Source organism: Actinomycetota bacterium (assembly GCA_040754375.1).
In the GTDB taxonomy this organism is placed as follows: domain Bacteria; phylum Actinomycetota; class Acidimicrobiia; order Acidimicrobiales; family AC-14; genus JBFMCT01.
The window spans coordinates 1-26,306 of the sequence record JBFMCT010000037.1 but is presented as its reverse complement, the minus strand read 5'-3'; the positions used below and the strand labels follow the sequence as shown (position 1 = coordinate 26,306).

Here is a 26,306-nt window from a genome sequence, read left to right as displayed (position 1 = left end):
GGCGAAACGCCCACGATTCCCGCGCAGGTTTCGCGACCGCGACCGCGACCGAGACCGCGGCCGCGGCCTCGTCCTCCCGGCCCCGATCCCGCGGGGCGGCACCTGGTCGTGCTGGCCCGGGGGCCGGGGGGGTACGCCCGCCTGTCCCGGGCCCTGTCCGCCGCCCACCTGGCGGCCGGGGAGAAGAACCGGCCCCGGGTGGGGCTGGCCGACCTGGCCGGGGCCCACGGGGGGGAGTGGTTGGTGTTGACCGGGTGCCGCAAGGGCGCGGTGCCCGCCGCCCTGGTGGCCGAGGGACCGGCAGCCGCGGCCCGCGAGCTGGCCCGGCTGGTGGACGCCTTCGGGCGCGACAACGTGGCCGTGGAGCTGTGGGACCACGGCGACCCGCTGGACTCGGCCCGCAACGACGCCCTGGTCTCGCTGGCGGCCGGGGCCGGGGTCGAGGTGGTGGCCACCAACAACGTCCACTACGCCTTCCCGGCCCGGCGCCCGCTGGCCACCGCCCTGGCCGCGGTGCGCGCCCGCCGGTCCCTCGACGAGGCCGACGGGTGGCTGCCGGCGGCCGCGTCCGCCCACCTGCGCTCGGGGGCCGAGCAGGCCCGCCGCTTCGCCCGCTACCCGGGAGCGGTCGAGCGGGCCGCCGACCACGGCCGGGCGTGTGCCTTCGACCTGTCGCTGGTCGCCCCCCGGCTGCCCGACTACCCGGTCCCGCCCGGTCACACCGAGATGAGCTGGCTGGCCGAGCTGGTGCGCCGGGGCGAGGCTCACCGCTACCCGGGCAACGGCCAGGCCCACCGCCAGATCGCCCACGAGCTGGGGGTCATCGAAGCGCTGGGGTTCGCCGGTTACTTCCTGATCGTCTGGGACATCGTCGAGTTCTGCCGGGCCAACGACATCTACTGCCAGGGACGGGGTTCGGCCGCCAACTCGGCCGTCTGTTACGCGCTGGGCATCACCAAGGCCGACGCCGTGGGGCTGGGCCTGCTCTTCGAGCGGTTCCTGTCGCCCGAGCGCGACGGGCCGCCCGACATCGACCTCGACATCGAGCACGAGCGGCGCGAGGAGGTGATCCAGTACGTCTACGGCCGCTACGGCCGGGAGAACGCCGCCCAGGTGGCCAACGTGATCACCTACCGGCCCCGCTCGGCGGTGCGCGACATGGGCAAGGCCCTGGGCCACCCCCCGGGTGCCCTCGACGCCTGGTCCAAGCAGGTCGAGGGGTGGTGGATGGCCGAGGTGGCCCCGGCCAGCACCGACATCCCCGAGCCGGTGCTGGCCCTGGCCCGCCAGGTCGAGGGTTACCCCCGCCACCTCGGCATCCACTCGGGGGGGATGGTCATCTGTGACCGGCCGGTGGTCGAGGTGTGCCCGGTGGAGTGGGCCCGCATGGAGGGCCGCACCGTCCTGCAGTGGGACAAGGACGACTGCGCGGCGACCGGCCTGGTCAAGATCGACCTTCTGGGACTGGGCATGCTCACCGCCCTGCACCTGGCCGTGGACGTCATCGGCGAGGTCCACGGAGTCGAGGTCGACCTGGCCACCATCGCCCAGGAGGACGCCGTCTACGACATGCTGTGCGCGGCCGACTCGGTGGGGGTCTTCCAGGTCGAGAGCCGGGCCCAGATGGCCACCCTGCCCCGGCTCAAGCCCCGCACCTTCTACGACCTGGTGGTCGAGGTGGCCCTGATCCGTCCCGGGCCCATCCAGGGCGGTTCGGTCCACCCCTACATCCGCCGCCGCAACGGCACCGAGCCCGTCACCTACCTCCACCCGTTGCTGGAGAAGTCGCTGGCCAAGACCCTGGGCGTGCCCCTGTTCCAGGAGCAGTTGATGCAGATGGCCATCGACGTGGCCGGGTTCACCCCCGGGGAGGCCGACCAGCTGCGCCAGGCCATGGGGTCCAAGCGCAGCCACCAGCGCATGGCCGCCCTGCGGGGACGGCTGTTCGAGGGCATGGCCGTCAACGGGATCACGGGCGCCGTGGCCGAGCAGATCTACGAGAAGCTGGCCGCCTTCGCCGACTTCGGCTTCCCCGAGAGCCACTCGGTGTCCTTCGCCTACCTGGTCTACGCCTCGGCCTGGGTCAAGCTCCACTACCCCGACGCCTTCCTGGCCTCGCTGCTCAACTCCCAGCCCATGGGCTTCTACTCGCCCAACACGCTGGTGGCCGACGCCCGCCGCCACGGCGTCGAGGTTCTGGGGCCCGACGTAAACCTCTCGGCCGAGCAGGCCAAGGTGGGCCCGCCCGGCACCGTGAGGCTGGGCCTCGATTACGTGCGCAGCCTGGGCCCCGAGACGGCCCGGCGGGTGGCCGAGCGCCAGCCCTACGCCTCCATGGAAGACCTGGTACGCCGGGCCGGGGTGGGCCTGGCGGCCGTCGAGGCCCTGGCTACGGCCGGGGCCTTCGGGTCCCTGGGCCTCGACCGCCGGGCTGCCCTGTGGGCCGCCGGGGCCGTCTCCCAGGCGGGCGACGACCGCCTCCCAGGCGTGGTGGTGGGCGCCGAAGCCCCCGCCCTGGCGGCCATGACCGAGCCGGAGGTCACGGCCGCCGACCTGTGGGCCACCGGCATCTCGGCCGACCGCCACCCGGTGCAGTTCGCCCGGCCCCAGCTCGACGAGATAGGGGCGCTGACCGTGGCCGCCCTGGCGAGCGTGGCCCACGGCCGGCGGGTGGCGGTGGGGGGGCTGGTCACCCACCGCCAGCGCCCGGCCACGGCCAACGGCACGATCTTCGTAAACCTCGAGGACGAGACGGGCATGGCCAACGTGATCTGCTCGGCCGCCGTCTGGGCCCGCCACCGCCGCCTGGCCCGGTCGTCGCCCGCCCTTCTAGTCCGGGGCCGGCTCGAACGGGCCGAAGGGGCGGTCAACGTGGTGGCCGAACGCCTCGAGCCGCTGCCCCTGGCTACCGCCTCTCCCAAGTCCCGCGATTTCCGGTGAACCATCGCGCCCCGGCCCACGTAGGTCCTTGTATGACAACCACCACCTCCCGCGGGCGCGCCCTGGCCGCCCTGGCCGTGCTCGCCCTGGCCTTGGCGGCCGCCGCCTGCGGCGGCGACGACGAACCCACCGTCTCCCAGCCGGGCACCACGGCCACCACCTCCGCCGCCTCCAGCCCGACGACGGCCGCCGCCGCCAGCGGCGGGGCCACGACCACGACCGTGGCCCCCAACACGATCACGATCGCCAACTTCGCCTTCGCGGGCCTTGACGGGGCACGGTCGGGTGGCACGTGGCGGGTCACCAACTCCGACTCGGTGCCCCACACGGTCACGGCCGTCGACGGGTCGTTCGTGTGGGCCGTGGCCGCCGGCCAGACGGCCACCTTCGACCGGGCGCTGGCCCCGGGCCGCTACCCGGTCAAGTGCGACATACACCCGGCCATGACGGGCACCCTGGTCGTCAGCTGAAGCCACCGCCCCGGCGCCAGAAGGGCCGGGGCGAGGTGCTGAACGCCAGCTCGAACCACACCCGCTTGCCCTCGGGCACGTGCTCCACGCCCCAGTCCTTGGCCAGGTCGTCGACGATGGCCATGCCCCGCCCCGAGGTCGACAGGGGGCCGGCGTACTGGCGGGCGGGCACGGACGGGCTGGTGTCCTGCACCTCGACCCGGACCCGGCTGCGGGCGATGCGCACCACCAGGTCGGGGCCCGAGGCGGCGTGCACTATGGCGTTGGTGACGACCTCGCTGGTCAGGAGCTCGGCCGTCTCGACCACCAGCGGGCTGGCGTCGCGGTTCGTGAGCACGTCCCGGACGAACCGGCGGGCGGCGGCGACACTGGCCGCCGTGGGCGAGAGCGACGTCCGGGCTTCGATGGCACCAGCGTAACTACCGTCGCGGGCCCCGCGAACATCATCGGTGTGGTTTCACCCGATGTTGGTCCCCGAACCGGGTGCCGGGCCCGGGCCGGTGGGTACGGTGAGGGCGTGGAGCTCGACGGAATAGGCAAGCTGCTGGTCGTGGTCGGCCTGGCCGTGGCTGCCCTCGGTGCCCTGCTGATCGTGGGCGGCGGCTTGGGCCTGGGCCGCCTGCCCGGGGACTTCGACTTCCGGCGGGGCAACACCCGGGTCTTCGTCCCCCTGGCCACCGGCCTGCTGCTGTCGGTGGTGGCCACCGTGCTCATCAACCTGTTCACCCGCCGGTAGGCGCGCGCCTAGTGCCTCCGCACTAGCCCGTCTCGAACACCTGGACGACGTAACGGCGCAGCTCGGACGGCTCGCGGTCCCAGGGGGCCAGGAACCGGCACTCGACCTCGTCCTCTCCGGGGTCGTGGGCCTGGATGCGCGCCCGCCACCAGGGCGGGCTCTCGTCGGACAGGCCCTCCTCGACGACCTCCAGCAGGTCGCCCACGACCTCGACGTGCCAGGCGTTGCCGGGCAGGGGGTTCATGGGCAGGCGCAACTCGAACGACGCCCCCTGAGCCACCTTGAGCACCTTGACGGCCTCGGTGGGCCGCCCGTCCTCCTCCTCGACGACCACCGGCTCGAGCTCGGCCCCCTCGGGCGGCTCCTCCAGCGAAGGGTCGTAGCTGGCCGGGGGCGGGCGCGGCTCCTCGAAGACCCACACCCACCCCTCCCGTTCGCGAACCGTGAACGTGGGCAGGTAACCGGGCCTCGTCTTCCACAGCTTCTCGGGGCCGAACCGCTCGGTGGGGTGGATGTTGGCCCCGTCGCGGGGGTCGTAGAGGTACTGGTGCTTGGGGCAGCGGACCTTGTTGTCCCACACCGTGGCCCCCTCCAGCTCCGTGCCCTGGTGGGGGCAGCGGCTGGCGAAGGCCACCGCCTCGCCGGACTGCAGCCGGGCCACCAGCACGTAGTCGCGCCCGGCGGCCGCCGGGAAGATGTCCCCGGCCTGGAGGTCGGAGCTGCGCACGGCCTTGTGCCACCCCTTGTCAGCCATCATCCTCCCCCCTGAGCGGCCACCCCTGGGCCGCCCCGTAGGGTGCCACGTCCGAGCCCCCCCGGGCAGGCCGGGGCAGGCCGGGGCAGGCCGGGGCAGGCCGGGGCCGCTGCCCGGCCATGGGGCCGCCTTTCGGGCAGGCCGCCCTAGGGCGACCAGGCCCGGCGGGTGGCCCGGCGCAGCACGGCCCGGGTCAGGGGCCACGGGGACATCCACGATGCCGCGGCCAGGGCCTTGAACCGGGCTCCCGGGGTGCTCTCGGAGCGGCCCCGTTCGAGGTCACGCAGGGCGAGGGCGGCCACCTGGTCGGGCATCATCCACGCCGGCCCGGGCACGAGCTCGGGGGTGATCTCGTCGTTGGTGTGGAACTCGGTGCGGGTGAACCCGGGCATCACGACCATGACGTGGACGCCCGTGCCCTGGAGCTCGGCGGCCACCGACCGCGAGAACGTGGTGACGAACGCCTTGGTGGCCGAGTAGGTGGCCCACCCCGGGATCCCCTGGTGGCCGGCCAGCGACGAGATGTTCAGCACCGCGCCCCGGTCCCGCCCCACCATGGGGGCCAGGGCGGCCCGGGTGAGCCGCAGCAGGGCGGTCACGTTGACCTCGACCTGGCCCTGTTCCCCGGCCGGGTCGAGGTCGACGAACCGCCCGGCGCTGCCGAAGCCAGCGGCGTTGACGAGGATGTCCACGGGCCGCCCCGGGTCGGTGAGCCTCTGCTCGACCGCCACCCGGCCCTCCTCGGTGGCCAGGTCGGCCACCAGCACCTCCACCGCCGCCCCGCCCCCGCCCGGGCCGGACAGCTCGGCCGCCAGCTCCTCCAGCCGGTCGCGGCGGCGGGCCACGACTACCAGGTCGAGGCCCCGGCCGGCCAGGGCGGTGGAGAAGGAGCGGCCGATCCCGCTGGACGCCCCGGTGACCAGGGCGGTACGCCACTCGGGCGGTCTCAGGCTAGGCATCGCCCGAAGCTAGGCGCGAACACCCCCGGCCGTGCGGCGGGGCATCGCCTCCGGGAGGGCATCGCCCTGGGCCTGGACACAAACTGTTAACAAGCGAGAAATGCTCGCGTCAGATTGGGCCCCTACGGTGCCCCCGGGACCGCAACGGGGGAGGGGCACATGGAGATCGACTCAGGCAACACCGCCTGGGTGTTGGCGTCGTCGGCACTGGTTCTGTTCATGATCCCGGGGCTGGCGTTCTTCTATGCGGGCATGGTCCGCTCGAAGAACGTGCTGGGCATGCTCATGCAGAACTTCTTCGCCATGGGGCTGGTCAGCGTGCTGTGGGCGCTGTTCGTGTTCAGCCTGGCCTTCGGGGACGGTGGCAAGTTCATCGGCAACTTCGACTTCATCGGGCTCAAGGGCCTGGGCGGGGCCGAACCGATGGCCATCCCCGGCCTCGACGGGATAACCGTCCCGCCGCTGGCCTTCGTGGCCTTCCAGATGATGTTCGCGGTGATAACGCCCGCCCTCATCACCGGGGCGAGCGCCGACCGGCTCAAGTTCTCCGCCTACGTGGTGTTCATCGGCGTCTGGGTGGTCGTGTGTTACGCCCCGGTCGCCCACTGGGTCTTCAGCCCCACGGGCTGGCTGTTCGACCTCGGGGCGCTCGACTTCGCGGGCGGCACGGTCGTGCACATCAACGCCGGGGTAGCCGCCCTGGCCCTGATCTTGGTGCTGGGCAAGCGCCGGGGCTGGCCGGGCGTGCCGATGCTGCCCCACGCCCTGCCGTGGACGCTGCTGGGGGCGGGCATCTTGTGGTTCGGGTGGTTCGGGTTCAACGCCGGGTCGGCGCTGGGGGGCGACGGGGTGGCCGCCCAGGCGTTCATGAACACCCAGTTGGCGGCGGCCGCCGCCATGTGTGGCTGGCTGCTGGTCGAGCGCATCAAGGGGGGCCACGCCACCACCTTGGGGGCGGCTTCGGGCCTGGTGGCCGGGCTGGTGGCCATCACCCCGTGCGCCGGCTTGGTGGGCGGGGTGGCGCCCATCATCATCGGCTTCGTCACGGGCGGCGTGTGCTACCTCGCCATCCAGCTCAAGTTCAAGTTCGGCTTCGACGACTCCCTCGACGTGATCGCCGTCCACCTGGTGGGCGGGCTCATGGGGTCGCTCCTTCTCGGCTTGTTCGCCGACACCGGGGCCAACGCGGCTGGGGCCGACGGCCTGTTCTTCGGGGGCGGGGCCGAGCTGCTGGGCAAGCAGGTCATCGCTGTGGCGGCCACCATGGTGTGGTCGTTCGTCCTGTCCTTCGGGATCGCCAAGGCCATCGACGCCACCATGGGCCTGCGGGTCTCCGAGGACGAGGAGGCCGAGGGCCTCGACATCAGCCAGCACGCCGAAGCGGCCTACTCGGGCGACGTCGGCTCCATGGAAAGGGTCACCCGATGAAACTGGTGGTCGCCATCGTCAAGCCCTTCAAGGTCGACGACGTGAAAGAGGCCCTGCGCAGCCTGGGCGTGCAGGGGATGACGGTCTCGGAGGTCAGGGGCTTCGGCCGCCAGCGGGGCCACACCGAGGTCTACCGGGGGGCGGAGTACACGGTCGACTTCGTGCCCAAGGTGCGCGTCGAGGTGGTCTGTGACGACGCCGACAAGGACCGGGTGGTCGACGCCATAGTCACCGCCGCCCGCACCGACAAGATCGGCGACGGCAAGGTGTGGGTGACCCCCGTCGAGGAGATGGTGCGCATCCGCACTGGGGAACGGGGCCACGACGCCCTCTGATCGGCGGCGGCGGGCCAGGATGGACCGTGCCGGCCGCCGTACCTGACGAGATCGTGGACGTCCGCCAGGACGCCGCCCTGCGAGGGGCGGCGTTCTGCTCGGCCCTGGCCCGGGCCAGCGACCAGTGGCTGGCCCGGCTGTTCCACGCCGCCCTCGACGGGGCCGACGACCGGGGCCTGGCCCTGGTGGCCGTGGGCGGCTACGGGCGGTCCGAGCTGTGCCCGGCCAGCGACCTCGACGTCGTGCTCGTGGACGGCGGCCGGCGCCCGCGCCCGGCCCTGGCCGGGCTGGCCGAGCGGATCTGGTACCCCGTGTGGGACACCGGGGTCAAGCTGGGCCATGCCGTGCGCACCCCCAAGGAGGCCCTGGCGTTGGCGGCCGTCGACCTCGACACGGCCACCGCCCTGCTCGACGCCCGCTTGGTGGCCGGTGACCCTGAGGTGGCCGTCGACTTGGCCGAGCGGGCCGCCCGCCAGTGGCGCCAGAAGTCGTCGCGCTGGCTGGCCGAGCTGGGCCGTTCGGTCGCCGAACGGCACAGGCGCCGGGGCGAGGTCGCCTTCTTGCTCGAACCCGACCTCAAGGAGGGCCGGGGCGGCCTGCGCGATGTCCACGCCTTGGGCTGGGCCGAGGCCGCCCGCCGCATCCTGCTCGACGACGACCACACCGCACTGGCCGACGCCTATAGCGCTCTGCTGGGCGCCCGCGTCGAGCTCCAGAGGCGGACCGCCAAGGCCACCGACCAGCTCCTGCTCCAGGAGCAGGACGCGGTGGCCGAGGCCCTGGGCGACGCCGACGCCGACGCCCTCATGGCCCGGCTGGCGGCCGCCGCCCGCACGATCGCGTGGACCAGCGACGAGACGTGGCGGCGCATCGACGCCTCACTGCGGGGCCCGGTCGGCCGCCTGGCCCGCCGGGACCAGCCCGTGGGGGCCGGTCTCGTGCTGCGCGACGGCGCCGTCGAGCTCGGCCCCCAGGCCAGACCGGCAGATGACCCCACCCTGGCCCTGCGGGCGGCCGCGGCGGCCGCCACCGCCGGGGCGCCCCTGAGCCGGACCACTCTCGACCGGCTGGCGGCGTCGCCGGCCCCGATGCCCGACCCGTGGCCCGAGGAGGCCCGGCGTGCCCTGCTGCGCCTGCTGGGGGCGGGCGACGCGGCCGTGGGGGTGATGGAGGCGCTCGACCAGCGAGGCCTGCTCGTGGCCATGGTGCCCGAGTGGGCCAAGGTCCGCAACCGGCCCCAGCGCAACGCCTATCACCGGTTCACGGTCGACCGCCACCTGCTGGAGGCAGCCGCCCGGGCGGCCGCGCTGGCCGACCGCGTCCACCGCCCCGACCTTCTGCTCATCGCCGCCCTGCTGCACGACATCGGCAAGGGCTACCCGGGCGACCACAGCGCGGGCGGGGCCCCGGTGGTGGAGGGGATAACCACCAGGATGGGGTTCGAGCCGGCCGACGTGGCGGTGCTCGTCACCCTCACCCGCCACCACCTGCTGCTGGCCGACGCGGCCACCCGCCGGGACGTCAACGACCCGGCCACGGCCGACATGGTGGCCGCCGCGGTGGAGGCCCAGGGCACCCTCGAGCTGCTCCACGCCCTCACCGAGGCCGACTCGCTGGCCACCGGCCCGTCGGCGTGGAGCCCGTGGAAGGCGGGCCTGGTGGCCGCGCTGGTCGAGCGGGTGGCCAAGGCCCTGGGCGGGCAGGCCCCGGCGTCCCCGGCCGCCGACTTCCCCGGCCCCGAGCACCAGGCGGTAGCCGATCGGGCTCGGGCCGCCGGCGAGGTGGTGGTCACTGCCTCCGGGCGCACGGTGGTGGTGGCCGCTCCTGACCAGCCCGGGCTGTTCTGCCGGGTGGCCGGCACCCTCGCCCTGCACGGCCTCGACGTGCTCATGGCCCGGGCCGGCTCGGTGCCCGGGGGCGTGGCTGTGGAGGAGCTGCGGGTGGAGCCGGTGTTCGGCGGCGAGCCCGACTGGCCGGCGGTGGAGAGGGACTTGAGGCGCGCCCTGGGCGGGCGACTGTCGCTGGAGGCCCGCATCGCCGACCGGGCCCGGGCCTACGGGGCCGCCCGGGCCACGGCCGCCGTCCCGGCCGCCACCCGGGTCATCATCGACAACGAGGCCTCGGCCACGGCCACCGTCGTGGAGGTGCGCGCCCCCGATCGCATCGGTCTGCTCTACCGGGTCACCCGGGCCCTGGCCGAGCTGGCCCTCGACATCCGCCACGCCACCGTCGCCTCGCTGGGCCACGAGGTGGTCGACGCCTTCTACGTCGTCGACGCCTCGGGCGACAAGATCATCGACGCCGACCACCGCCGCGAGATCGAAAGGGCCGTCTTCGCCGAGCTGTCCCGGGCCTAATCAGACGGCCGGAACCGCCCGGCATTGCTGCTCCAGATTAGCTCGCGGTGACGTAAATCCCTTCCAGTCGCTGTGGCGGTGACGGCATCTGCCTGTCATCGGGAGTCTCCCCGACGAGGAATTGGCCGTCGGGGCCACGGGGACGCAACGATAAGAACTAAGAAGAATGCGAGAACGGCGCTATGGAATAGAATGAAGCTCGAGGCACCGACAGCAACTCCCGCTAATACTCCCCAGTACCAAGAGGGGTAAGCTCCATTATAGGGGATCCTAAGAACGTTAATAGCTGCAACAGTGCCGCCCAACAACAAGCCTGCCCAGAAGTCCTGGTACAGTCCACCATGGAGGCATCCGAGGAGTGTTCCGAGTGCAAGTGCCCAGCGCCACGGATGTTCCTCAGCCCATCGGTCAGCTCTGGACAACCTCGTTGTAGTGTTGGTCCTCCATCTAGTCCAGCGGCCGCTCATGGACTCCATCTCATGGTTAACCACGGTACCCCACGCCTCACCACAAGAACACCCACCAATGCTGCTACAAGAGCGACTGTTGTTGGCCACTCATGACCCCCTATTATCCTCATGTACCCGATGATGACGAGCGCTACAAGGGTCAAGGCGCGTCCGAGACGTAGCCAAACCGGCTTCCTGCTACCAGCTTGGGTATGGTCCGAGAGTGCCTCGGGGTTCGACCGTGCTTGCGACGATGCCGCCAAGGCGACGACACAGCCGAGCACGAGTGCCATCCCAAGCAGTGCGAGAAAGTGCAGAGCTGAGCGCTGAACCGCGTAGAGAGGCAACGCCACGATGAGCCCACCGGAGAGACTGGCGGCGACGCACGCCAGAAGTGGATGGCGATGAGCAAGCCTTCGGACTATCATCGTCCCATACCTAGGTTGGCACAGCGACGGGGACGAGGCAAACCTCCTGCTGCCGATCACCATCGTTCCTTTTGCCTATAGAGGACAATGGCGACGAACACGCCCGGCAGGAGTATCATCATACGTAGGAGGAAGTACTCCAGAGAAGTGGCGCCCGGCTGGCGCCAGAACAGAGTCGTGACAGCCGGAGTTGCAACCAGTGTACCAGCGGCAAGGACGATGCCCTCTGCGCGTGTGAGCCCTGGCTTGGGCCGCTCTAGGTACGAGTAGTGCCCGCGCCGATCCATCTTGATGAGGGCAGCTATGATAGCTAGCCCCAGCACAAGGCCAGCAGCCACGATGGCAGCAACGACTCCCATGTTGATCACGAGTTCACCATTAGCATTCACGACGAATTGCTCCAGACGAGCTTACGACGCCGTAGATTCCCCCAGCCGCTGAGGCGCCGCCATATGCGATCACACGGGCTTGGCGGGTCACCGCTCCGGCGACGATGAACGCAACTCCCCAGGCGATGTCCCCATTCGAAACAACGGCCGATCCCACCGCTTATATACAAGCTGGGGTAACCTTGATACGACTGACATAGACTTCAGTGTACGGCTGGCCCTTCTCGATGAAGTCCCAGTAGATCGATGGCTTGCTGTTGGCTACGGCTGTCCGGTAGTGGACGCACGCCTGGCTGGTGAAGGCGATGTCGTCGTACTCCGGGCCGATCCAGTGACAGACGCTGTAGGGCCCCGGGGGCAGGGGCCTCACCTTGGTCCCGATCGTGTCGGTGAAGTCGACGGGGTCGCCGCAGGCGTAGTCGTAGGCGGTGCAGCTGCCGCCCACGACGGGGTCGGGCTGGGTGAAGCGGCCGGCGGCGGGGTCGTAGTAGCGGGCGCCGAAGTGGTAGAGGCCGGTGGCGGCGTCGAGGTAGCCGCCTGACCAGCGCCAGGGGTTGGGGGGCAGGGGGCCGTTGTGGGCCGTCTCGGTGGCGTCCTCGCCGTAGGGGCCGTAGGTGTAGGAGGCTCTCTGGGCCCCGTCGGGGCCGACCAGGCCGATGACCGATCCCAGGCCGTCGAAGTAGAAGTAGAAGTCCCCGGCCGGGCCGTGGGAGCTGACCAGGCCTCCCCCGGGCTCTCGCACCCAGGTCGTGCGCACGCCCCCGGTCACCTCCGAGGCGGATCCCCCCGGGCCGTTGGCGTAGGTCGTGGGCCCGGCCGCCGTGCGCTCGGACTGGGAGGTGCCCGAGTAGGCGAAGGCGACCGCCTGGCCCCCCGCCGGTGTGGCCGAGGTGGCCTGGCCCCGGCCGTTGTAGGCGAAGGCCAGCGAGGGGGACGAGGTCATGTTGCCGTCGGCGTCGTATGCGTAGCCCGGCCCCGTCAGCTGGCCGGCGCTGTTGAGGGAGTAGGAGCCGCCGTTGTCCGAGGTGCGGTCGCCCGAGAGGCTGTAGGTGTAGGCGTAGGACGGCCCGCCCCCCGTCGAGGCCGACGCCAGCCGGCCCGCCTGGTCGTAGCAGAAAGTGGTGGTCGCCCCCGCCAAGTGGTCGGTGACGCTCTGGCGCTTGTCGGTCATCCCTGCGGGCCCGCTCGCGCAGGCGGTCGGCCCGGAGTAGGAGTAGGACAGGTCGGACAGGGTGGCCGCACCTGACGCCCCGGTCGTGCGGGTGGCCGTGAGCCGGCCGTCGGCGTCGTAGGAGAGAGCGGTGTGGGCCGCGAAGGCGGCCGGGGGCACGAGGGTGTGGCCTGAGGCGTCGTAGGTGGCGTCCGTGGGGCTGTTGTACCAGGTCCCGGTACGCAGCCCGGCCTGGTTGTGGGCGAACACCGTCTTGCGGCCGTCCGGCCCGGTCAGCTGGTCCAGGCGGTTGAGCTGGTTGTAGCGGTAGGCGGTCGTGCCCTCGGGCCCGGTGGTGCTGGTCAGGTTGGAGGCCGCGTCGTAGGTGTAGGACAGGGTGCCAGCGCCCCCCGGGAGCGACTTGGACACCAGGCGGTTGGCGGCGTCGTAGGCGAAGGTGGTGGTGCCCGAGGGCGTCGGTGCGCTGGTAGAGGTTGCCGTGGGCATCGTAGAGGTAGGCCACCGGGGCGCTGCCGTCCGACAGCGGCTCGGAGGTGACCCGGTCGAGGCTGTCGTAGGTGAACGTGCCAGCTTCGCGGGATTTCCCGGCCGGTTAGCTCAACGTCGCGGGCACCACGCGGCAACGGCAGAGCCGCCGCCATCTCCTCGAAGACGGCGCGCTGCTCGGCCAAGCGTCGTTCCCGGATGTCGACGCCGACCCCGGCGAACGCCCGATGGCCAGTATGGAACGTCTCGAAGACTGTCCATAAGGCCAACTCCCCGTCCCGGCGCCGCAAGCTCGCCCAGGACTTCACAGCGTTTCCGCCCAAGAGGATCACGATCCCGAGCCCGGTGAGGATTCCAAGAAGCTCGACCTTGCCCTCTGCCGCCGGCTGGCCCGAGCCTGCCGAACGCCGTTCGCAGGGGGCATCGGCTGGTATCCGAAGAAGCTTGAGCGGGGATCAGGCGGCGACGTCGTCGCCGAGGGTGAGGCGTGTGGACGAGCGAACTCGTACCGGCCGCCAAGCTGGGCCCCGCGGACTTCTCGCCGGGGCAGTCGGCCAGCCGGTCACAGCCTCTAGGATCAGCGTCTGATGGACCTCGATGCGGCGCGGGACTTCGTGAAGGCGAACCACCGGGCGGTGCTGGCCACCACCAGGCGTGACGGCCGGCCCCAGCTGTCGGCGGTCGTCGTGGGCGTCGACTCCGAAGGCCGGGCCGTGGTCAGCAGCCGGGAGACGGCCATGAAGGTCCGCAACCTCAGGCGCGACCCCCGTGTGTCGATATGCGTGATGAGCAACGACTTTCGCGATTGGCGCCAGCTCGACGGCACGGCCGACGTCCTCTCCCTGCCCGATGCTATGGAACCGCTGGTGGACTACTACCGCCAGATGCAGGGCGAGCACCCCGACTGGGACGACTACCGGCGGGCCATGGCGGCCGAGCGGCGGGTACTCGTGCGGGTCACGATCGAGCGGGCCGGGCCCGATGTCCGGGGCTGAGGGTCCCCCGGCCTAGGCTCACGGCGTCCCCGACCAGGGAGCGAACACCGGCAATGGAACCTCCGAGTCGTCGATGGTCAACCGCTTCCGCCTCATCGGGGCGCGCTTCAACGCGCTGGTGGGCTCCGACTCGGCCACCGTCCGCCAGGGGCTGGCTGCCCTCATGGTCTCGTCGTTCGGCGACCTGCTGGCGGGCATCACCCTCGGCTCCATAACCCACACCCTCGAGCAGCTCCCGGGCCTGCTCGTGCTCGTGCCGGCGGCCATCGGGATGCGGGGCAACATCTTCGGTGCCCTGGGCAGCCGGCTAGGCACGACGATCCACGCCGGCACGTTCCGGTTGAGCCGGCGGCGCGACACCGTCGTCGGCCAGAACGTGCTGGCCTCGGTCGCCCTGACGCTGTCGATCTCGCTCGCCCTGGCCTTCCTGGCCAAGGCGGTGGCCGTGGCCTTCGGCATCGCGGGCACGATCTCGGTCGTCGACTTCGTGGTCATCTCGGTGGTGGGCGGGGTCGTCTCGTCGGTGTTCGTCCTCGCCCTCACCCTGTGGGTGGCCGCCCGATCGGTGAAGAAGGGGTGGGACATGGACAACGTCTCGGCCCCGCTGGTCACCGCCGCCGGGGACGTGGTGACGCTCCCGTCGCTGTTCCTGGCCACCTTCTTGGTGGGGCTGCCCTGGCTGTCGCCCATCCTGGCCCTGTCCACCGGCCTGCTGTCGGTGGCCGCCCTCGTCGGGGCCCTGCGTTCGGGCCTGCCCCTGCTGACCCGCATCCTCCACGAGTCGCTCCCGGTGCTGCTGGTGGCCGGCACCATCGACGTTCTGGCCGGGGTGACGATCGAGAAGCGGCTGGAGTCGTTCATCCTCTTCCCCGGCCTGCTCGTGCTCGTCCCGCCGTTCATGGAGGACACCGGGGCCCTGGGCGGGATGCTGTCCAGCCGCCTGTCGACCAAGCTTCACCTCGGTCTCATCGAGCCCCGAAACATCCCCCAGCGGGCGGCCCGGGGCGAGTTCCTGCTCACGTTCTTCTACTGCGTGCCCGTGTTCACCTTCCTGGCCATCTCGTCGTTCCTGGCCGCCGCCCTGGTGGGCCTGGCCACGCCGGGGCTGTGGGACATGATGGCCATCGCCCTCATCGGCGGCTTCGGGGCGACCACCTTCGCGGTGGGCATCGCCTACTACGGCGCCATCGCCGCCTACCGCCTGGGCCTCGACCCCGACAACCACGGCATCCCGCTGATCACGTCCTCGATGGACCTCATCGGCGCCTTCGCCCTCATCTTCGCCATCGTGCTCGTGGGTATCGGGTGAGCGGCGGCCGGCGGTACGCTGGCTCGGTCGCCATGGACGACAGCCGACCCCGAAATCTCAAGACCATGCTCTCGGAGGCCAAGGACACCTCCGAGCTGATGATCGACCTGGCCTATGCGGCGGTCTACTTCGGCGACCCCGACATGGCCGAGGAGGTCGACGAGCTCGAGGCCCACCTGTCCGAGCTCGTCCACGAGATGCGGGCCATCTGCGTGCTGGCCGCCCGCTCGCCCCGTGACGCCGACGCCATGGCCTCGGTGCTCCAGGTGGTCGGGGCCATCGAGCGCATGGGCAACGCGGCCGTCGACATCGCCCACATCGTCACCCGCCGCCTCGGCATCCCCCGGGCGCTGGTGGCCGACCTGAGCCAGGCCGAGGAGATCTCCCACCGGGTCCGCATCCGCGACACGTCTCAGATGGCCCACCGCAGCCTGGCCGACCTGGAGCTGCCCGTCGAGGTGGGCATGCGGGTCGTGGCCATCCGGCGCGAGCACGACTGGGTGACCGACGTCGACGGCGACCACGTCCTCATGCCCGGCGACGTGCTGTTCCTGCAGGGCACGGCCGACGGCATCGCCGAGCTGCGGGCGCTGGCGGGGGCCCCGTCCTGGGACCCGCCCCAGGTGGCCGAGGAACCGGCCGTCTCCGACCTGGACCGGGCCATCGACGTGCTCGTCGAGATGAAGAACATCTCCGAGGTGGCCGTGGGGCTGGCCTACTCGGCCCTCGTGCTGCGTGACCAGGGGCTGGCGGCCGAGGTCAGCCACCTCGAGGACCGCCTCGACGAGATGAAGGAGCGCCTGGAGCTATGGGTGCTGCGGGCCGCCTACGAGCGGGTCGACCCCTCCCCGCTGCGGGGCCTTATCCACCTCGGGCAGGCGGCCGAGGAGATCGGCGACGCCGCCCAGCAGATGGTGTGGCTGGTCGAGGAGGGCGAGGAGCTGCACCCCGTGCTGGCCCTGGGCCTGGGGGACGCCGACGAGGTGGTGGTGCGGGTGCCGGTCGCCCCCGGCTCGCCGGCCGACGGCCGGTCGCTGGCCGACCTGCGCCTGGAGACCGAGACGGGCTTCTACCTGCTGGCCATCCGCCGGGGCGGTCGTTACCTCTACCGGCCCCGGTCCAACGCCGTGCTCCAGGGGGGCGACGAGCTGATCGCCACCGGTCCCGACGAGGGCCACCGCCTGCTGGCCGCGGTGGGCGGTTACGTGCTCATCGAGGACGACGAGACGGGCGAGGAGGAACTGGTCCCCAGCGGGGCCGAGGGCTGACGGCGCCGCCCGTGGCTGCTCAGTAGTAACCCCACGTGCGCCACGGCTCGGGGGTGGCCCGCCGCAGCCTCACTTGGTGGACGAAGGCGATGGCCCCGCCCGCGAACAGCGAGAGCGAGATCGTGCCCAGGAGCATTATGAGCACGAACAGGGCGGTGGTGCCCGGGGGCTCGCTCATGGCCGCGAAGTCGGCGCCCACTACCCGTACAGGAGCGTGCTCGCCCGGGGCCAGCACCCGGAACGTGGCCCGGGCGGGCGTTCCCGGCTCGTCAACGACGCCGATCGGGGGGGCCTCGGGGGTCTCGGGGTTGACCAGTGCCCGCCGCTGCACGCCTACGATGACCACGTTGCCGGGGGCCGCTTCGGGGACGGTGAACGTTAGCGAGATAAGGCCCGTGCGGTCGGGGACGACGGTGCCGATCGCGGGCCCGTCGATCGCCCCCCAGTGGATGGTGACCGGCGTAGGGGTGCTGCCCTGGGCCCGGGGGACCGGGAACGAGGTGCCGACGATTGTGATCCGGTCACCGGGGTGGCCGTAGGAACTGCTCAGGTTGATGGTGGCCAAGTTGGTGCACGCGAACGCGGCCGCCCCCCACAGCACCAGCCCCGCCACCAGCACGGCCGGAAAGGCCACGGCCACCCCCCGCCTCACCCCGCCCATTGAGCCTCCCTTCTGCTCAACCGCAGTGTGACAGGAGCCGGTCCCATGGGCAACGATGTTCTTCCCGTGACTGTCGACAAACTGGACGCATTCGTGGTGGGTTGGTCACCGCCGGTCGCCGGCCTCTACTTCAACGGCCTGGCCCTGCTGGCCATCGCCGACCGGGGGGCCGAAGTCGCCTTCGCCCGCCTGGTGGGGGAGGAGCGCGACCGCGTCGTCGGTTACCGGGACGCCTCCTTCGCCCGCCTCGCCCAGACGGAGGCCACCCTCGGGCGGCTGGGGGCGGCCGTTCCCCCTCGGCCCAACGGCCCCGAGGAGTTCGAGGCTTGGGCCGAGGCCGTGTTCGCGGCGGCCGCCGAGGTCATGGAGGACGGCTCGCCGGCGGCCGTCACCCACCTGGCCGGCTTCGTGCTGGGAGAGGCGGTGGCCACGCTCACCGTGATGGCCAGCCTGTCGCGGCTGCGCCACATGAGCCCCGACGACCTGTGGATGCGGGCCCAGGCGTCGTCGCTGGAGCGCGAGCGCGAGCAGGGCGAGCGCCGCCTGGCCCGCCTGGCCACCCACGAACACCTGCCCGGGCCCGTCCAGGTGGCTCTGGCGGCCGCCGGCCATGCCGTGGCCCAGGCCGGTCCTAGCGTGGCCGGGTTGGCCGAGCACGCCCGCCAGGCCGACCGGTCGGCCGGCGAGGTCACCGCCGCGGCGGCTGAGGTCGAAGGGCTCCTGTCCACCGCCTGACGCCCCTGGCCGGGCCCTTCGCCCGTACGCCTGCTCGGACCGCTCCGCGATTGTTCGTGGTCCCCCCGGGTGGGACCCCCCCGGATCGGTCCCCCCGGCTGCCGCTCCGCTGGGAGCTGGGCCGGTTGGGTCGGGCGACGGGGCTCCGCGGTCAGCCCGGGTCGGTCACGTAGGCGATGTGGGCCCCGTCGGGCGACCATGCGGGGGCGAACCCCCGGGGCCCGGTGGTGAGCTTGCGTACGCCGGTGCCGTCGGTGCCCATGACGAAGACGGCGGGTGTGCCGTCGCGATCGCTGGCGAACACGACCCGGGACCCGTCGGGGGAGATCGACGGCTCGCCGTCGCTGGCCAGGTTGTCGGTGAGCCTCACGGGCGCCGCCCCGTCGAGGCTGACCACGTAGAGCTCGGGGTTGCCGTCGCGGTCGCTGGTCATCACCACCCGCCGGCCGTCGGGGAAGAAGGCCACGCGATCGGGCACGGCGGGCACGTCGACCAGCATCGCCGGGCCCGACCCGTCGGGGGCCACCGTCCAGACCCGCAACTCGCCGCTGCGGTCGCTGACGAAGGCCACGCGCGAGCCGTCGGGGGCCCACGCCGGGAAGCCGTCCTCCCCGGGGGCGTCGGTGAGCCGGCGGGGACTGCTGCCGTCGGCGTTCATCACGTAGATGTCGGGATTGCCGTCGCGGTCGCTCATGAAGGCGATCCGCATCCCGTCGGGGGACCACGCTGGCGCGCTGTCGGCGCCCGCGCCCTCGGTGAGGCGGCGGATGCCATCCCCGTCGGCCTGCACGACCCAGATCGAGCGCCGGCCGTCGACCACGCTCTCGAAGGCGATCCGCGACCCGTCGGGCGACCAGGTGGGGCTGCCGTCGAAAGCCCGGGGGCGGTTGGTGACCAGGCGCTTGCCCGACCCGTCGGCCGCCATCAGCCCGACCTGGGGGGTTTCGATGCGGCCCGGGAGGGGGACGGCGGGCCCGCCCTGGCCGGCCGTGTCGACGCTCTCGCCCCCGCCCAGCACCGACAGGAGGGCGGCGACGGCCCCCACCACGGCCAGGACGCCGATCACCACGGTGGCGAGGTTCGAGCGCCGGACCTTGACCTTGGGCGCGGCCACGGCCTCGGCGTGGGTCGGGCACTTGAGGCCCACCGGGGTCTTTACCAGGCACTCGGGGCAGATGGGCGTGCCGCACTCGGCGCACGTCAAGCGGGTGGGGGTGCCGTGCTCGGTGCACTTCAGGGCGGTGGCCCCGGTCTCGGGCCCGGCGCTCACAGCCAGTCCTTGCGCTTGAACAGGCCGTAGCCGATCACCGTGATGGCCAGCATGAGGCCCAGCGCCCAGGCGTAGCCCATCGACCAACCGAGCTCAGGCATGTTCTCGAAGTTCATCCCGTAGATCCCCGCCACCAGTGTGGACCCCAGCAGGATGGCACCCCAGGAGGTCATGCGCTTCATCACCCGGTTCATGCGGTTGGAGATGATGGCCAGATGGGCCTCGACGGCGTTGCCCATCAGCTCGCGCTGGGCGTCGAGCTGGTCGACGGCCCGCAGGACGTGGTCGTAGACGTCCTGGAGGTACGTGCGGGTGTGCTCGTCGACGGCCTTGACCTCGCCCCGCAGCAGCGAGGCGATCACCTCCCGCAGGGGGACGACCGCCCGGCGGAACAAGACCAGCTCGCGTCGCACGTCGAACAGCTCCTGCTGGACCGACTTCTCGTCGGGCACCTGCTCGCCGAAGATCCGGTCCTCGAGCTCCTCCAGCCGGTCCTCGGCCGCCTCGCAGGCCAGGAAGTAACCGTCGACGAGCTCGTCGAGCAACACGTAGAGCAGGTACCCGGACGTGGGCGGGTCGGGCCGGGTGCGCTCGAAGCGGGCACGGGCGGTGTCGACCGACCACGGTGGGTGCCGGCCGTCGTCCTCGCGCACCGTGACCAGCCAGTTGGGGCCGATGAAGAAGTCGACCTCCTGGAGGTCGGCGGTGTAGGCCACCACGAAGGCGTGGCTCGGGTAGTGCTCGAGCTTGGGCCGCTGCTGGCGCTGGCGCACGTCCTCCAGGGCCAAGGGGTGGAGGGCGAACTGCTTCTCGACACACGCCAGGTCGTCGTCGGACGGCTCCCACAGGTCGACCCACACCAGCGGCCCCGCCTCGCCCACGAGGGACGGGACCTGGGCGAGCTCGATCTCGGCCGCCTCGCCCGCTCGGTAGGCCCGTACTGCGATCACCCGGCGAACGGTACCCCCAGCGCGCGAAACCTGCGCGGGAAGCGTGGTCGAAACGCCCACGTTTCCCGCGCGGGTTTGCGGCGGTGGTGACAGACTGGTGAGCGCCATGGAGGCCTTCGAAGTCGTTGCCGTCCCGGTTACCGACCGCTACGACCCCGAGGACGACCGCTGGCAGGACCAGCTCCGGTCGTTCTACGCCGAACTGCGGGCCGAGGTCGGCACGGTGGAGCGCCGGTCGGTGCCCGTGGACGGGACGAAGGGCAGCGCCGAGACCATCATCGTGGCCCTGGGGTCGGCGGGCACGTTCACGGCGGCCGTCGAGTTCTTCCGGAGCTGGCTCAAGCGGGACAAGTCCCGCAGCCTGGAGATCAGCTTCACCGACGGTGACAGCGAGCGGAAGATCTGCCTGCGGGGCGACGCCCTCAACGACAGCGCCTTGGAGGTGGTCGCCAAGGCGGCGGTGGAGCGCATCGGAGGACTGGCGTGGCCGACCCCCGCTACCGAGCCCTGCTGATCGGCAACTCGACCTTCCCGGCCGACTCCAACAACCTCCAGGCCCTGGAGGGCCCCGTGAACGACGTGGCCCTGCTGCGCAGCGCCCTGACCGACCGCCAGTGCGGGCTGTTCGAGCCCGGCGCCGTGCGTATGCTGCCCGAACGCACCAGCGCCGAGGTCCTCGTCGAGCTCGACCAGTTCTTCAGCCAGGCCCGGCGCGACGACGTCCTGCTGCTGTACTACAGCGGCCACGGCCTGCTCAACGAGCGGGGCCAGCTGTTCCTGTGCACCCGTGATACGCGGACCGATCTGCTCAAGTCCACGTCGGTGTCCTCGACGGCCGTGAACATGATGTTCGAGGAGTCGGCCGCCCGCACCACCGTGATCGTCCTGGACTGCTGCCACAGCGGGGCCTTCAAGGGGGGATCGCTGCCCGACAGCCTGCGGGGCTCGGGCCGCTTCCTGCTGACGAGCTGCCGCAGCGGCCAGCTGGCCAACGACTCCGACCGCCGCAACGGCACCAGCCTGTTCACCCAGCACCTGGTCGAGGGGATCGTCGGGGGGGCCGACGACCACGACGGCGACGGCTACGTGGAGGTCACCGACCTGTTCGACTATGTAAGCGAGCGGTTACGGGAGCAGGGCCGCCAGATCCCCCAGCGCAGCTTCTCGGGCGACGGCGACATCGCCATCGCCCGCCGGGCCCCCGCAGCCTCGTCAGCGGCTTCGTCCCCCGTCGCCCAGCCGGTGGCGCCCGAGCCGGTCGCGCCGGCCGGACCCAGCGCGTTGGCGCCGAGCGTACTGGCCGAGCCGCGCCCCCCGGCGGCCGCCCCTGGGCGAGCGGATCCGGTGGGCCCGGTGGGCCCGGTGGGCCCGGTGGAGCCGGTGGAGGTGGTGCGGGCCGAGCTCGACTTCGGGACCTTGCGGGCCGGCCAGGTGTCGCCCCGGCACCGGGTCCGGTTGGTGGGGGACCTCGACGTGGCCGGGGCCGACCCCTTGATCAAGGCGGGGCGCGACGGGGACGCAGTCGTCGTGGCCGTGGACACGGCGGTGACCGGGACCATCACCGGTGAGGTCGCCTTGCGGGGCACTTCCACCACCGGGCGCATCCTCGTGAGGGCCGTGATCGAGGCGGCCGCACCCATCCCCGCCTCGCCCAGCCCTGCCGCGACCAGCCCCACCGCGGGAAGCCCTGCACTGGCGGGCCCGGCCGGGCCCCAGCTCCAGCCCCAGATGGAGGCGCCCTCGGCCTCCGGCCCCGTCGGCACGCCCGGCCCCGTCGGCACGCCCGGCCCCGTCGGCACGCCCGGCCCCGCGCCGCCTCGTCGCTCGGGGCCGCCGGTTCAGCCCCCGAGCCCGGCTCCCCGGCGCGGCCTGTGGCCCCCCGACCGGCGGACGGTGACGGTGGCCGGCGCGGCGGTCGCGCTGGTGGCGGTGGTCCTGGTGCTGGTCGTGGCCCTGGGCACCGGGGACGACGGCGGCCCCGGGGGCACGGCCGACCAGGCCGGCCCGGGGACGGCGGTGGCCGTGGAGGGCACCCGGGTCTGGACCGACACGGGCATCGACGTACGCGCCGGCCAGGACATCGTGGTCCAGGCCAGGGGGGTGGTCGACACGGCCGTGGGGGCGCCCGACCGGTCGAGCACGCCCGACGGGATCGCGGGCGAGGAGCACTACGAGAACAACGTCGTCCAAGGAGTGGCCCACGCCGCCCTCATCGGCCGTATCGACGACGGCGAGCCGTTCCTCGTGGGGTCGCGACTGAGCCGGCCGGCCCCCGCCTCGGGCCGCCTCTTCCTGGGCGTCAACGACCTGGGCACCGAGAACAACCGCGGCCGCTACGACGCCGTCGTGTCCGAGTAGCCCCCCCGAAACCTGCGCGGGTTTCGTGGGCGAAACGCCCACGTTTCCCGCGCAGGTTTCGGGGTTGGGGGGCCGGCGTTCAGCGGCTGACCAGGGCGCGGACCTGGTCCTGGCGTTGCTCGACGGAGCCGGTGAGGGTGTGGAAGGACACGTCGGCCGTCTCCAGGAGGTGGCGGATGCGGCGGTCGATGTCGGCTTGGAAGGCGGGGTCGTCAGGCCGCAGGCCGTCGAGAACGATCGGGAACTCGACGGGCAGGTAGAACACGTGGTCGTAGCGGGCGCGCAGGTCGTAAGTGGCGATCTCGCGTGACTCGTACCACAGGTGGTTCTCCTTGCGGTCGCCGTCCTGGTTCTCCATGACCCAGTCGGCGTAGGCGAGGACGTCGTAGATCGAGCGGTCGGCCACGAACCGTTCGTGGGACATCTCCGCCCGCCACTGCTTGAGGAAGATCAGGGCTTCGGTCTCGGCGGTTGCGCTCTGGTCGAGCGGGAAGCCCAGTTCGACGACCTGGCGGGCGACCTCGGGCAGCAGCGGGTAGTCCCACTCGCGGGCGAACAGGTTGGCAAGGGTGGTCTTCCCGGTGGAGAACGACCCGACGAAGGCGATTTTCACGGCGACAGTGTGGGCCCATGCCGGCGGGCGGGCGCAAACGCGTCGCGGAAGGCGGGCGGCGCCCCGTATGTTGGGAGAGTCATGTCTGAGCCCTTCTGCCTGCTGACGGTCCACGCCCACCCCGACGACGAGTCGTCGAAGGGGGCCGCCACCCTGGCCCGCTACGGCGCCGAGGGGGTGCGTACGGTGCTCGTGTGCTGCACCGGGGGTGAGGAGGGCGACATCCTCAACCCGGCCATGGACCGGCCCGAGGTCCGTGACCGGCTGGCCGATGTCCGCCGTGAGGAGTTGGCCCGGGCCGCGGCGGAGATCGGGTTCCACGAGGTCGTGATGCTCGGCTACCGCGACTCGGGCATGGCCGGCGCCCCGTGCAACGACGACCCCCGTTGCTTCGCCCGAGCCGACTTCGACGAGGCCGTGGGCCGGCTGGTGGAGGTCATCCGCCGCGAACGGCCCCAGGTCGTCATCACCTATCCCGACGAGCAGAACCGCTACCCCCATCCCGACCACCTGCGGGTCCACGAGGTCACCGTGCCCGCCTTCGACGCGGCCGGCGACCCCGACGCTTATCCCGAGGCCGGCCCCCCCTGGCAGCCCCTCAAGCTCTATTACTCGAGCTGGTCGCGCGCCCGCATGGTGGCGGCCCACGACAAGTTCCTCGAGCTCGGCCTGGAGTCGCCCTACAGCCCGGAGTGGTTCGACCGCCCGGCCACGGATGAGCGCATCACCACCAAGATCGACATCTCCGGGCACTACGACGTGCGACGGCGGGCGCTGCTGGCCCACGCCACCCAGATCGACCCGACGTCGAAGTTCTGGTTCGGGCTGCCCGCCGACGTGGTCGTCTACCCGTGGGACGACTTCGTCCTGGCCCGCTCGTTGGTCGGTCCCGTTCCCGAGCCGGGCGACGGCCCTTTGGAGGACGACCTGTTCGCCGGGCTGTACGACCGGGTGCACCCCGGGGCTTGACGGCTACGATCCCCGGGCGATGCCCAAGTACCTGACTCAGGAGTGGCTCGACCTCCAGCGCGAGGTCGCCCAGGAGTTCCCCGAACGGCCGGGCGCCACCGCCCACCTCCAGTACCACGTGACCGGCGGCCCCGACGGCGATGTCCGCTACCACTGGTACGTCGAGGACGGCAAGGTCCGAGTCGACGCCCTAGGCGACGACCCCGACACCGAGATCACCCTCACCCTCACCTACGAGGACTCGGTGAAGATGCAGAAGGGCGAGCTGGACGAGACGGCCGCCTTCATGCAGGGCCGGCTCAAGGCGTCGGGCAACATGGGCAAGCTCATGAGCCTCATGCCGTTGACCCAGAGCCCCGAGTACAAGGCCATCAAGGCCAAGATCACCGAGAACACCGAGTTCTGACCGCTCAGCGGGCCGCCGGCCGGTGCCCGTTGGCGGCGGGGCTGCGTCCGAGCGCACGGCCACCGCCACCACGTCGTCGAGGCCCCCGACGGCCACCGGGGAGTGGCGGTCGACGGTGGCCCCGTCGCCCGACGGCCCAACGCGACGGGCGGGCGGTCCGCCAAGGGAACCAGAACGCCGAGTCGAGATCGTCCGCTCCTGACTCAGAGCAGCTGGAGGCTCCTTGGTCCTGCACCGGCACCCCCGCAGTGCGGTTCAGTCTCGTGGCTTGAGGCCCGATGTCAACACTTCGCCCCGCTACCGAACAGTCTGGACGCGCCGAGCGTTGCGCTCGCTCGCCAAGCCATCGAAGGCTTGTCACCCTGCGGAGCTGGCCGAATCGGCTCCAGATCGCCGTGGACGACTCGATTCGGGCCGCCCTTTCGGCTCTGAGGGCGTTCCCCGTTGCTCGAAGACTCGAGCCCTTCGCGGTGGCCCGCCACCCCAGCGACCTCCGCGACCTCACTCAGCGACGGGGTGCAGAGTCGCCCAACGCGGAACAGCCCGAGGGGGTCCGTCCCGTTGAGCGGGTTGTTGTTTGTATACGCGTACGGCGCGCCCGTCATAGCCGTAAGCGGGTCCCGCGAGATGAACTGCCCCGTGGCCGGGTCGTAGTAGCGGGCCCGGAGGTAGACGAAGCCGGTCTCGGCGTCGGCGTACTCGCCTTCAAGGCCCACGACGATCGAGGTGCTAAGTGGCCAGCGAGAGCAGCGCACTCACGGTCATGCCGACGACGCCTACGATCACCAACACGACGCCGAGGCGAGCGTAGAACGACCCAGCGAAGCGAAATCCGGCGAGAAGCTGGCTCTGGTCATCGTGCTTGTTCTCGACGCGGCCCGAACTCGACGCGTTCCACCCGAACAGAAGCGCGATTAGTCCCGTCAGTGCGGTTATCCCGAAGATCCCAATCACACCGGACACCAGTCGGCTCCTTCAGCGAGGTCGGCTCCTCCGCGGTCGCGCGATGCTTGCTTGCCCCACAGCAGCCCGGCGGTATTCGTCGAGAACCCGAGGTTGGCCAGAGCCGCCGTAGCGCGATTACCAAGCTCCTCCCCGAAGCGCGTCGTGATGCCGCGCCCCACGCGAGGAACAAGGGCGTTGATCGCTGTCGACGCGATCCCAGCGACGCATGCCTTGTCGAGGCCCCCGCCGTCTGTGCACTCAATGGCCGTGGCGACAGCGCCGGTGACGGCCGAGGTGGCGCTGAAGAAGGCGCCCGCTGCCAGGGCGGTGCCCGAGCGCAGGGCAACAGGCCCACAGACAAGGGCCGTCGTGTAAGCGACCGCCGCCGCAGCGCTCGATACCACACTGATCGTGCCGGCGACCTTCTTCACTGCGCGTGTCACGTCGCGCAGCGACAGCAGTCCCAACGGGTCGATCGCGTTGATCGGGTTGCCCGCGGCGTACAGGTAGGGCTCGCCCGTCAAGGCCGTAAGCGGGTCCCGGCTGATGAACTGCCCCGTCGCCGGGTCGTAGTAGCGGGCCCGCAGGTAGACGAAGCCGGTCTCGGTGTCGGTGTACTCGCCGGCGAAGCGCAGCGGGGTGGTGGCGGTCCCGGTGGCCGAAGACAGCTCGCCGTAGGGGCCGTAGGTGAAGGTGGCCACCACCTCGCCGGTGGCCGAGGTGAGCTGGCGGGTGGAGCCGACCTGGTCCTGGTGCAGGTAGGTGGGCACGTCGGCGGCGTCGAGCTGGTAGAGGGGACGGCCCCCGGGGCCGTAGACGAAGCGCAGCTCGCCGTCGGAGAGCACGAGGGGGACGGGGCCGGACTCGTCCCAGGAGAAGGGCTTCGTCTGGCCGGCCACCGTCTTGGAGGTGCGCAGGCCGTCGC

The 26,306-nt window shown here is 71.7% G+C and carries 26 protein-coding genes; 14 read left to right on the top strand and 12 right to left on the bottom strand.

Going from position 1 to position 26,306, the window contains the following annotated elements:
- Both AB1673_13905 and AB1673_13900 read left to right on the top strand, forming a co-directional pair.
- On the top strand, positions 1 to 2,940 hold a 2,940-nt coding region (locus AB1673_13905), incomplete at its 5' end, for an error-prone DNA polymerase (protein MEW6155058.1).
- 32 nt (positions 2,941 to 2,972) lie between these two features.
- On the top strand, positions 2,973 to 3,410 hold the full coding sequence (locus tag AB1673_13900) for a cupredoxin domain-containing protein (protein ID MEW6155057.1): 438 nt from the start codon (positions 2,973 to 2,975) through the stop codon (positions 3,408 to 3,410).
- On the opposite strand, the gene AB1673_13895 is transcribed toward AB1673_13900, so the two are convergent.
- Complete coding sequence (locus tag AB1673_13895) at positions 3,403 to 3,816, bottom strand: ATP-binding protein (GenBank protein ID MEW6155056.1); 414 nt, start codon at positions 3,814 to 3,816, stop codon at positions 3,403 to 3,405. The two genes, AB1673_13900 and AB1673_13895, sit on opposite strands and share 8 nt — an antisense overlap.
- 111 nt (positions 3,817 to 3,927) lie before the next feature.
- Here AB1673_13895 and AB1673_13890 point away from each other — a divergent pair, with 111 nt between their 5' ends.
- The gene (locus AB1673_13890; GenBank protein MEW6155055.1) at positions 3,928 to 4,146 is read left to right on the top strand and encodes a DUF2905 family protein; all 219 of its coding nucleotides are present in this window, start codon (positions 3,928 to 3,930) and stop codon (positions 4,144 to 4,146) included.
- A gap of 22 nt (positions 4,147 to 4,168) precedes the next feature.
- On the opposite strand, the gene AB1673_13885 is transcribed toward AB1673_13890, so the two are convergent.
- On the bottom strand, positions 4,169 to 4,900 hold the full coding sequence (locus AB1673_13885) for a Rieske 2Fe-2S domain-containing protein (protein ID MEW6155054.1): 732 nt from the start codon (positions 4,898 to 4,900) through the stop codon (positions 4,169 to 4,171).
- A gap of 146 nt (positions 4,901 to 5,046) precedes the next feature.
- Positions 5,047 to 5,859, bottom strand: coding sequence for an SDR family oxidoreductase (locus tag AB1673_13880; GenBank protein MEW6155053.1), 813 nt, complete (start codon positions 5,857 to 5,859; stop codon positions 5,047 to 5,049).
- 159 nt (positions 5,860 to 6,018) lie between these two features.
- Between AB1673_13880 and AB1673_13875 the strand changes: the two genes are divergently transcribed.
- Genes AB1673_13875 through AB1673_13865 form a run of 3 tightly spaced genes read left to right on the top strand, consistent with a single transcriptional unit; the run spans position 6,019 to position 9,979 of the window.
- On the top strand, positions 6,019 to 7,287 hold the full coding sequence (locus AB1673_13875) for an ammonium transporter (GenBank protein ID MEW6155052.1): 1,269 nt from the start codon (positions 6,019 to 6,021) through the stop codon (positions 7,285 to 7,287).
- Positions 7,284 to 7,622 carry a P-II family nitrogen regulator gene (locus tag AB1673_13870; protein MEW6155051.1) on the top strand — a complete coding sequence of 113 codons (339 nt, stop codon included), beginning with the start codon at positions 7,284 to 7,286 and terminating at the stop codon, positions 7,620 to 7,622. Before AB1673_13875 ends, AB1673_13870 begins: the two co-directional genes overlap by 4 nt.
- A gap of 26 nt (positions 7,623 to 7,648) precedes the next feature.
- Positions 7,649 to 9,979 carry a [protein-PII] uridylyltransferase gene (locus AB1673_13865; protein ID MEW6155050.1) on the top strand — a complete coding sequence of 777 codons (2,331 nt, stop codon included), beginning with the start codon at positions 7,649 to 7,651 and terminating at the stop codon, positions 9,977 to 9,979.
- Positions 9,980 to 10,912: 933 nt separating this feature from the next.
- On the opposite strand, the gene AB1673_13860 is transcribed toward AB1673_13865, so the two are convergent.
- Positions 10,913 to 11,224 carry a hypothetical protein gene (locus tag AB1673_13860; GenBank protein MEW6155049.1) on the bottom strand — a complete coding sequence of 104 codons (312 nt, stop codon included), beginning with the start codon at positions 11,222 to 11,224 and terminating at the stop codon, positions 10,913 to 10,915.
- Positions 11,225 to 11,405: 181 nt separating this feature from the next.
- On the bottom strand, positions 11,406 to 12,902 hold the full coding sequence (locus tag AB1673_13855; GenBank protein MEW6155048.1) for an RHS repeat-associated core domain-containing protein: 1,497 nt from the start codon (positions 12,900 to 12,902) through the stop codon (positions 11,406 to 11,408).
- A gap of 587 nt (positions 12,903 to 13,489) precedes the next feature.
- On the opposite strand from AB1673_13855, the gene AB1673_13850 reads away from it, so the two are divergent.
- The 3 genes from AB1673_13850 (at position 13,490) to AB1673_13840 (ending at position 16,474) form a co-directional block, all read left to right on the top strand.
- The gene (locus AB1673_13850) at positions 13,490 to 13,897 is read left to right on the top strand and encodes a PPOX class F420-dependent oxidoreductase (protein ID MEW6155047.1); all 408 of its coding nucleotides are present in this window, start codon (positions 13,490 to 13,492) and stop codon (positions 13,895 to 13,897) included.
- A 73-nt stretch (positions 13,898 to 13,970) separates the two neighbouring features.
- The gene (locus AB1673_13845) at positions 13,971 to 15,206 is read left to right on the top strand and encodes a magnesium transporter (protein ID MEW6155046.1); all 1,236 of its coding nucleotides are present in this window, start codon (positions 13,971 to 13,973) and stop codon (positions 15,204 to 15,206) included.
- Positions 15,207 to 15,238: 32 nt separating this feature from the next.
- The gene (locus tag AB1673_13840) at positions 15,239 to 16,474 is read left to right on the top strand and encodes a TrkA C-terminal domain-containing protein (protein ID MEW6155045.1); all 1,236 of its coding nucleotides are present in this window, start codon (positions 15,239 to 15,241) and stop codon (positions 16,472 to 16,474) included.
- A 19-nt stretch (positions 16,475 to 16,493) separates the two neighbouring features.
- Here AB1673_13840 and AB1673_13835 read toward each other — a convergent pair whose 3' ends face one another.
- Positions 16,494 to 17,135, bottom strand: a complete 642-nt coding sequence (locus AB1673_13835; GenBank protein MEW6155044.1) for a hypothetical protein — start codon at positions 17,133 to 17,135, stop codon at positions 16,494 to 16,496.
- A 66-nt stretch (positions 17,136 to 17,201) separates the two neighbouring features.
- Here AB1673_13835 and AB1673_13830 point away from each other — a divergent pair, with 66 nt between their 5' ends.
- On the top strand, positions 17,202 to 17,870 hold the full coding sequence (locus AB1673_13830; GenBank protein ID MEW6155043.1) for a hypothetical protein: 669 nt from the start codon (positions 17,202 to 17,204) through the stop codon (positions 17,868 to 17,870).
- 151 nt (positions 17,871 to 18,021) lie between these two features.
- On the opposite strand, the gene AB1673_13825 is transcribed toward AB1673_13830, so the two are convergent.
- Together AB1673_13825 and corA are read right to left on the bottom strand one after the other, a co-directional pair.
- The gene (locus AB1673_13825; protein MEW6155042.1) at positions 18,022 to 19,140 is read right to left on the bottom strand and encodes an LpqB family beta-propeller domain-containing protein; all 1,119 of its coding nucleotides are present in this window, start codon (positions 19,138 to 19,140) and stop codon (positions 18,022 to 18,024) included.
- Positions 19,137 to 20,090 (bottom strand): magnesium/cobalt transporter CorA, encoded by a 954-nt coding sequence (corA, locus tag AB1673_13820; GenBank protein MEW6155041.1) that lies wholly within the window; start codon positions 20,088 to 20,090, stop codon positions 19,137 to 19,139. The genes AB1673_13825 and corA overlap by 4 nt, the downstream gene beginning before the upstream one ends.
- A gap of 106 nt (positions 20,091 to 20,196) precedes the next feature.
- Here corA and AB1673_13815 point away from each other — a divergent pair, with 106 nt between their 5' ends.
- Complete coding sequence (locus AB1673_13815) at positions 20,197 to 20,604, top strand: hypothetical protein (protein ID MEW6155040.1); 408 nt, start codon at positions 20,197 to 20,199, stop codon at positions 20,602 to 20,604.
- Positions 20,574 to 22,448: a caspase family protein gene (locus AB1673_13810; GenBank protein MEW6155039.1), complete on the top strand. Its 1,875-nt coding sequence runs from the start codon at positions 20,574 to 20,576 to the stop codon at positions 22,446 to 22,448. Before AB1673_13815 ends, AB1673_13810 begins: the two co-directional genes overlap by 31 nt.
- Before the next feature lie 79 nt (positions 22,449 to 22,527).
- Here AB1673_13810 and AB1673_13805 read toward each other — a convergent pair whose 3' ends face one another.
- Entirely contained in the window at positions 22,528 to 23,061 is a 534-nt protein-coding gene (locus tag AB1673_13805; protein ID MEW6155038.1) for an ATP-binding protein, read from the bottom strand.
- An 81-nt stretch (positions 23,062 to 23,142) separates the two neighbouring features.
- Between AB1673_13805 and mca the strand changes: the two genes are divergently transcribed.
- On the top strand, positions 23,143 to 24,030 hold the full coding sequence (gene mca, locus AB1673_13800; protein ID MEW6155037.1) for a mycothiol conjugate amidase Mca: 888 nt from the start codon (positions 23,143 to 23,145) through the stop codon (positions 24,028 to 24,030).
- A 19-nt stretch (positions 24,031 to 24,049) separates the two neighbouring features.
- On the top strand, positions 24,050 to 24,436 hold the full coding sequence (locus AB1673_13795; GenBank protein ID MEW6155036.1) for an SCP2 sterol-binding domain-containing protein: 387 nt from the start codon (positions 24,050 to 24,052) through the stop codon (positions 24,434 to 24,436).
- 281 nt (positions 24,437 to 24,717) lie between these two features.
- Here AB1673_13795 and AB1673_13790 read toward each other — a convergent pair whose 3' ends face one another.
- The 3 genes from AB1673_13790 to AB1673_13780 all read right to left on the bottom strand — a co-directional run.
- Positions 24,718 to 25,152 (bottom strand): RHS repeat-associated core domain-containing protein, encoded by a 435-nt coding sequence (locus AB1673_13790; GenBank protein ID MEW6155035.1) that lies wholly within the window; start codon positions 25,150 to 25,152, stop codon positions 24,718 to 24,720.
- 13 nt (positions 25,153 to 25,165) lie between these two features.
- Entirely contained in the window at positions 25,166 to 25,399 is a 234-nt protein-coding gene (locus tag AB1673_13785; protein ID MEW6155034.1) for a hypothetical protein, read from the bottom strand.
- Positions 25,387 to 26,306: RHS repeat-associated core domain-containing protein (locus tag AB1673_13780; GenBank protein MEW6155033.1), on the bottom strand; the 920-nt coding region annotated here is incomplete at its 5' end. The genes AB1673_13780 and AB1673_13785, both read right to left, overlap by 13 nt.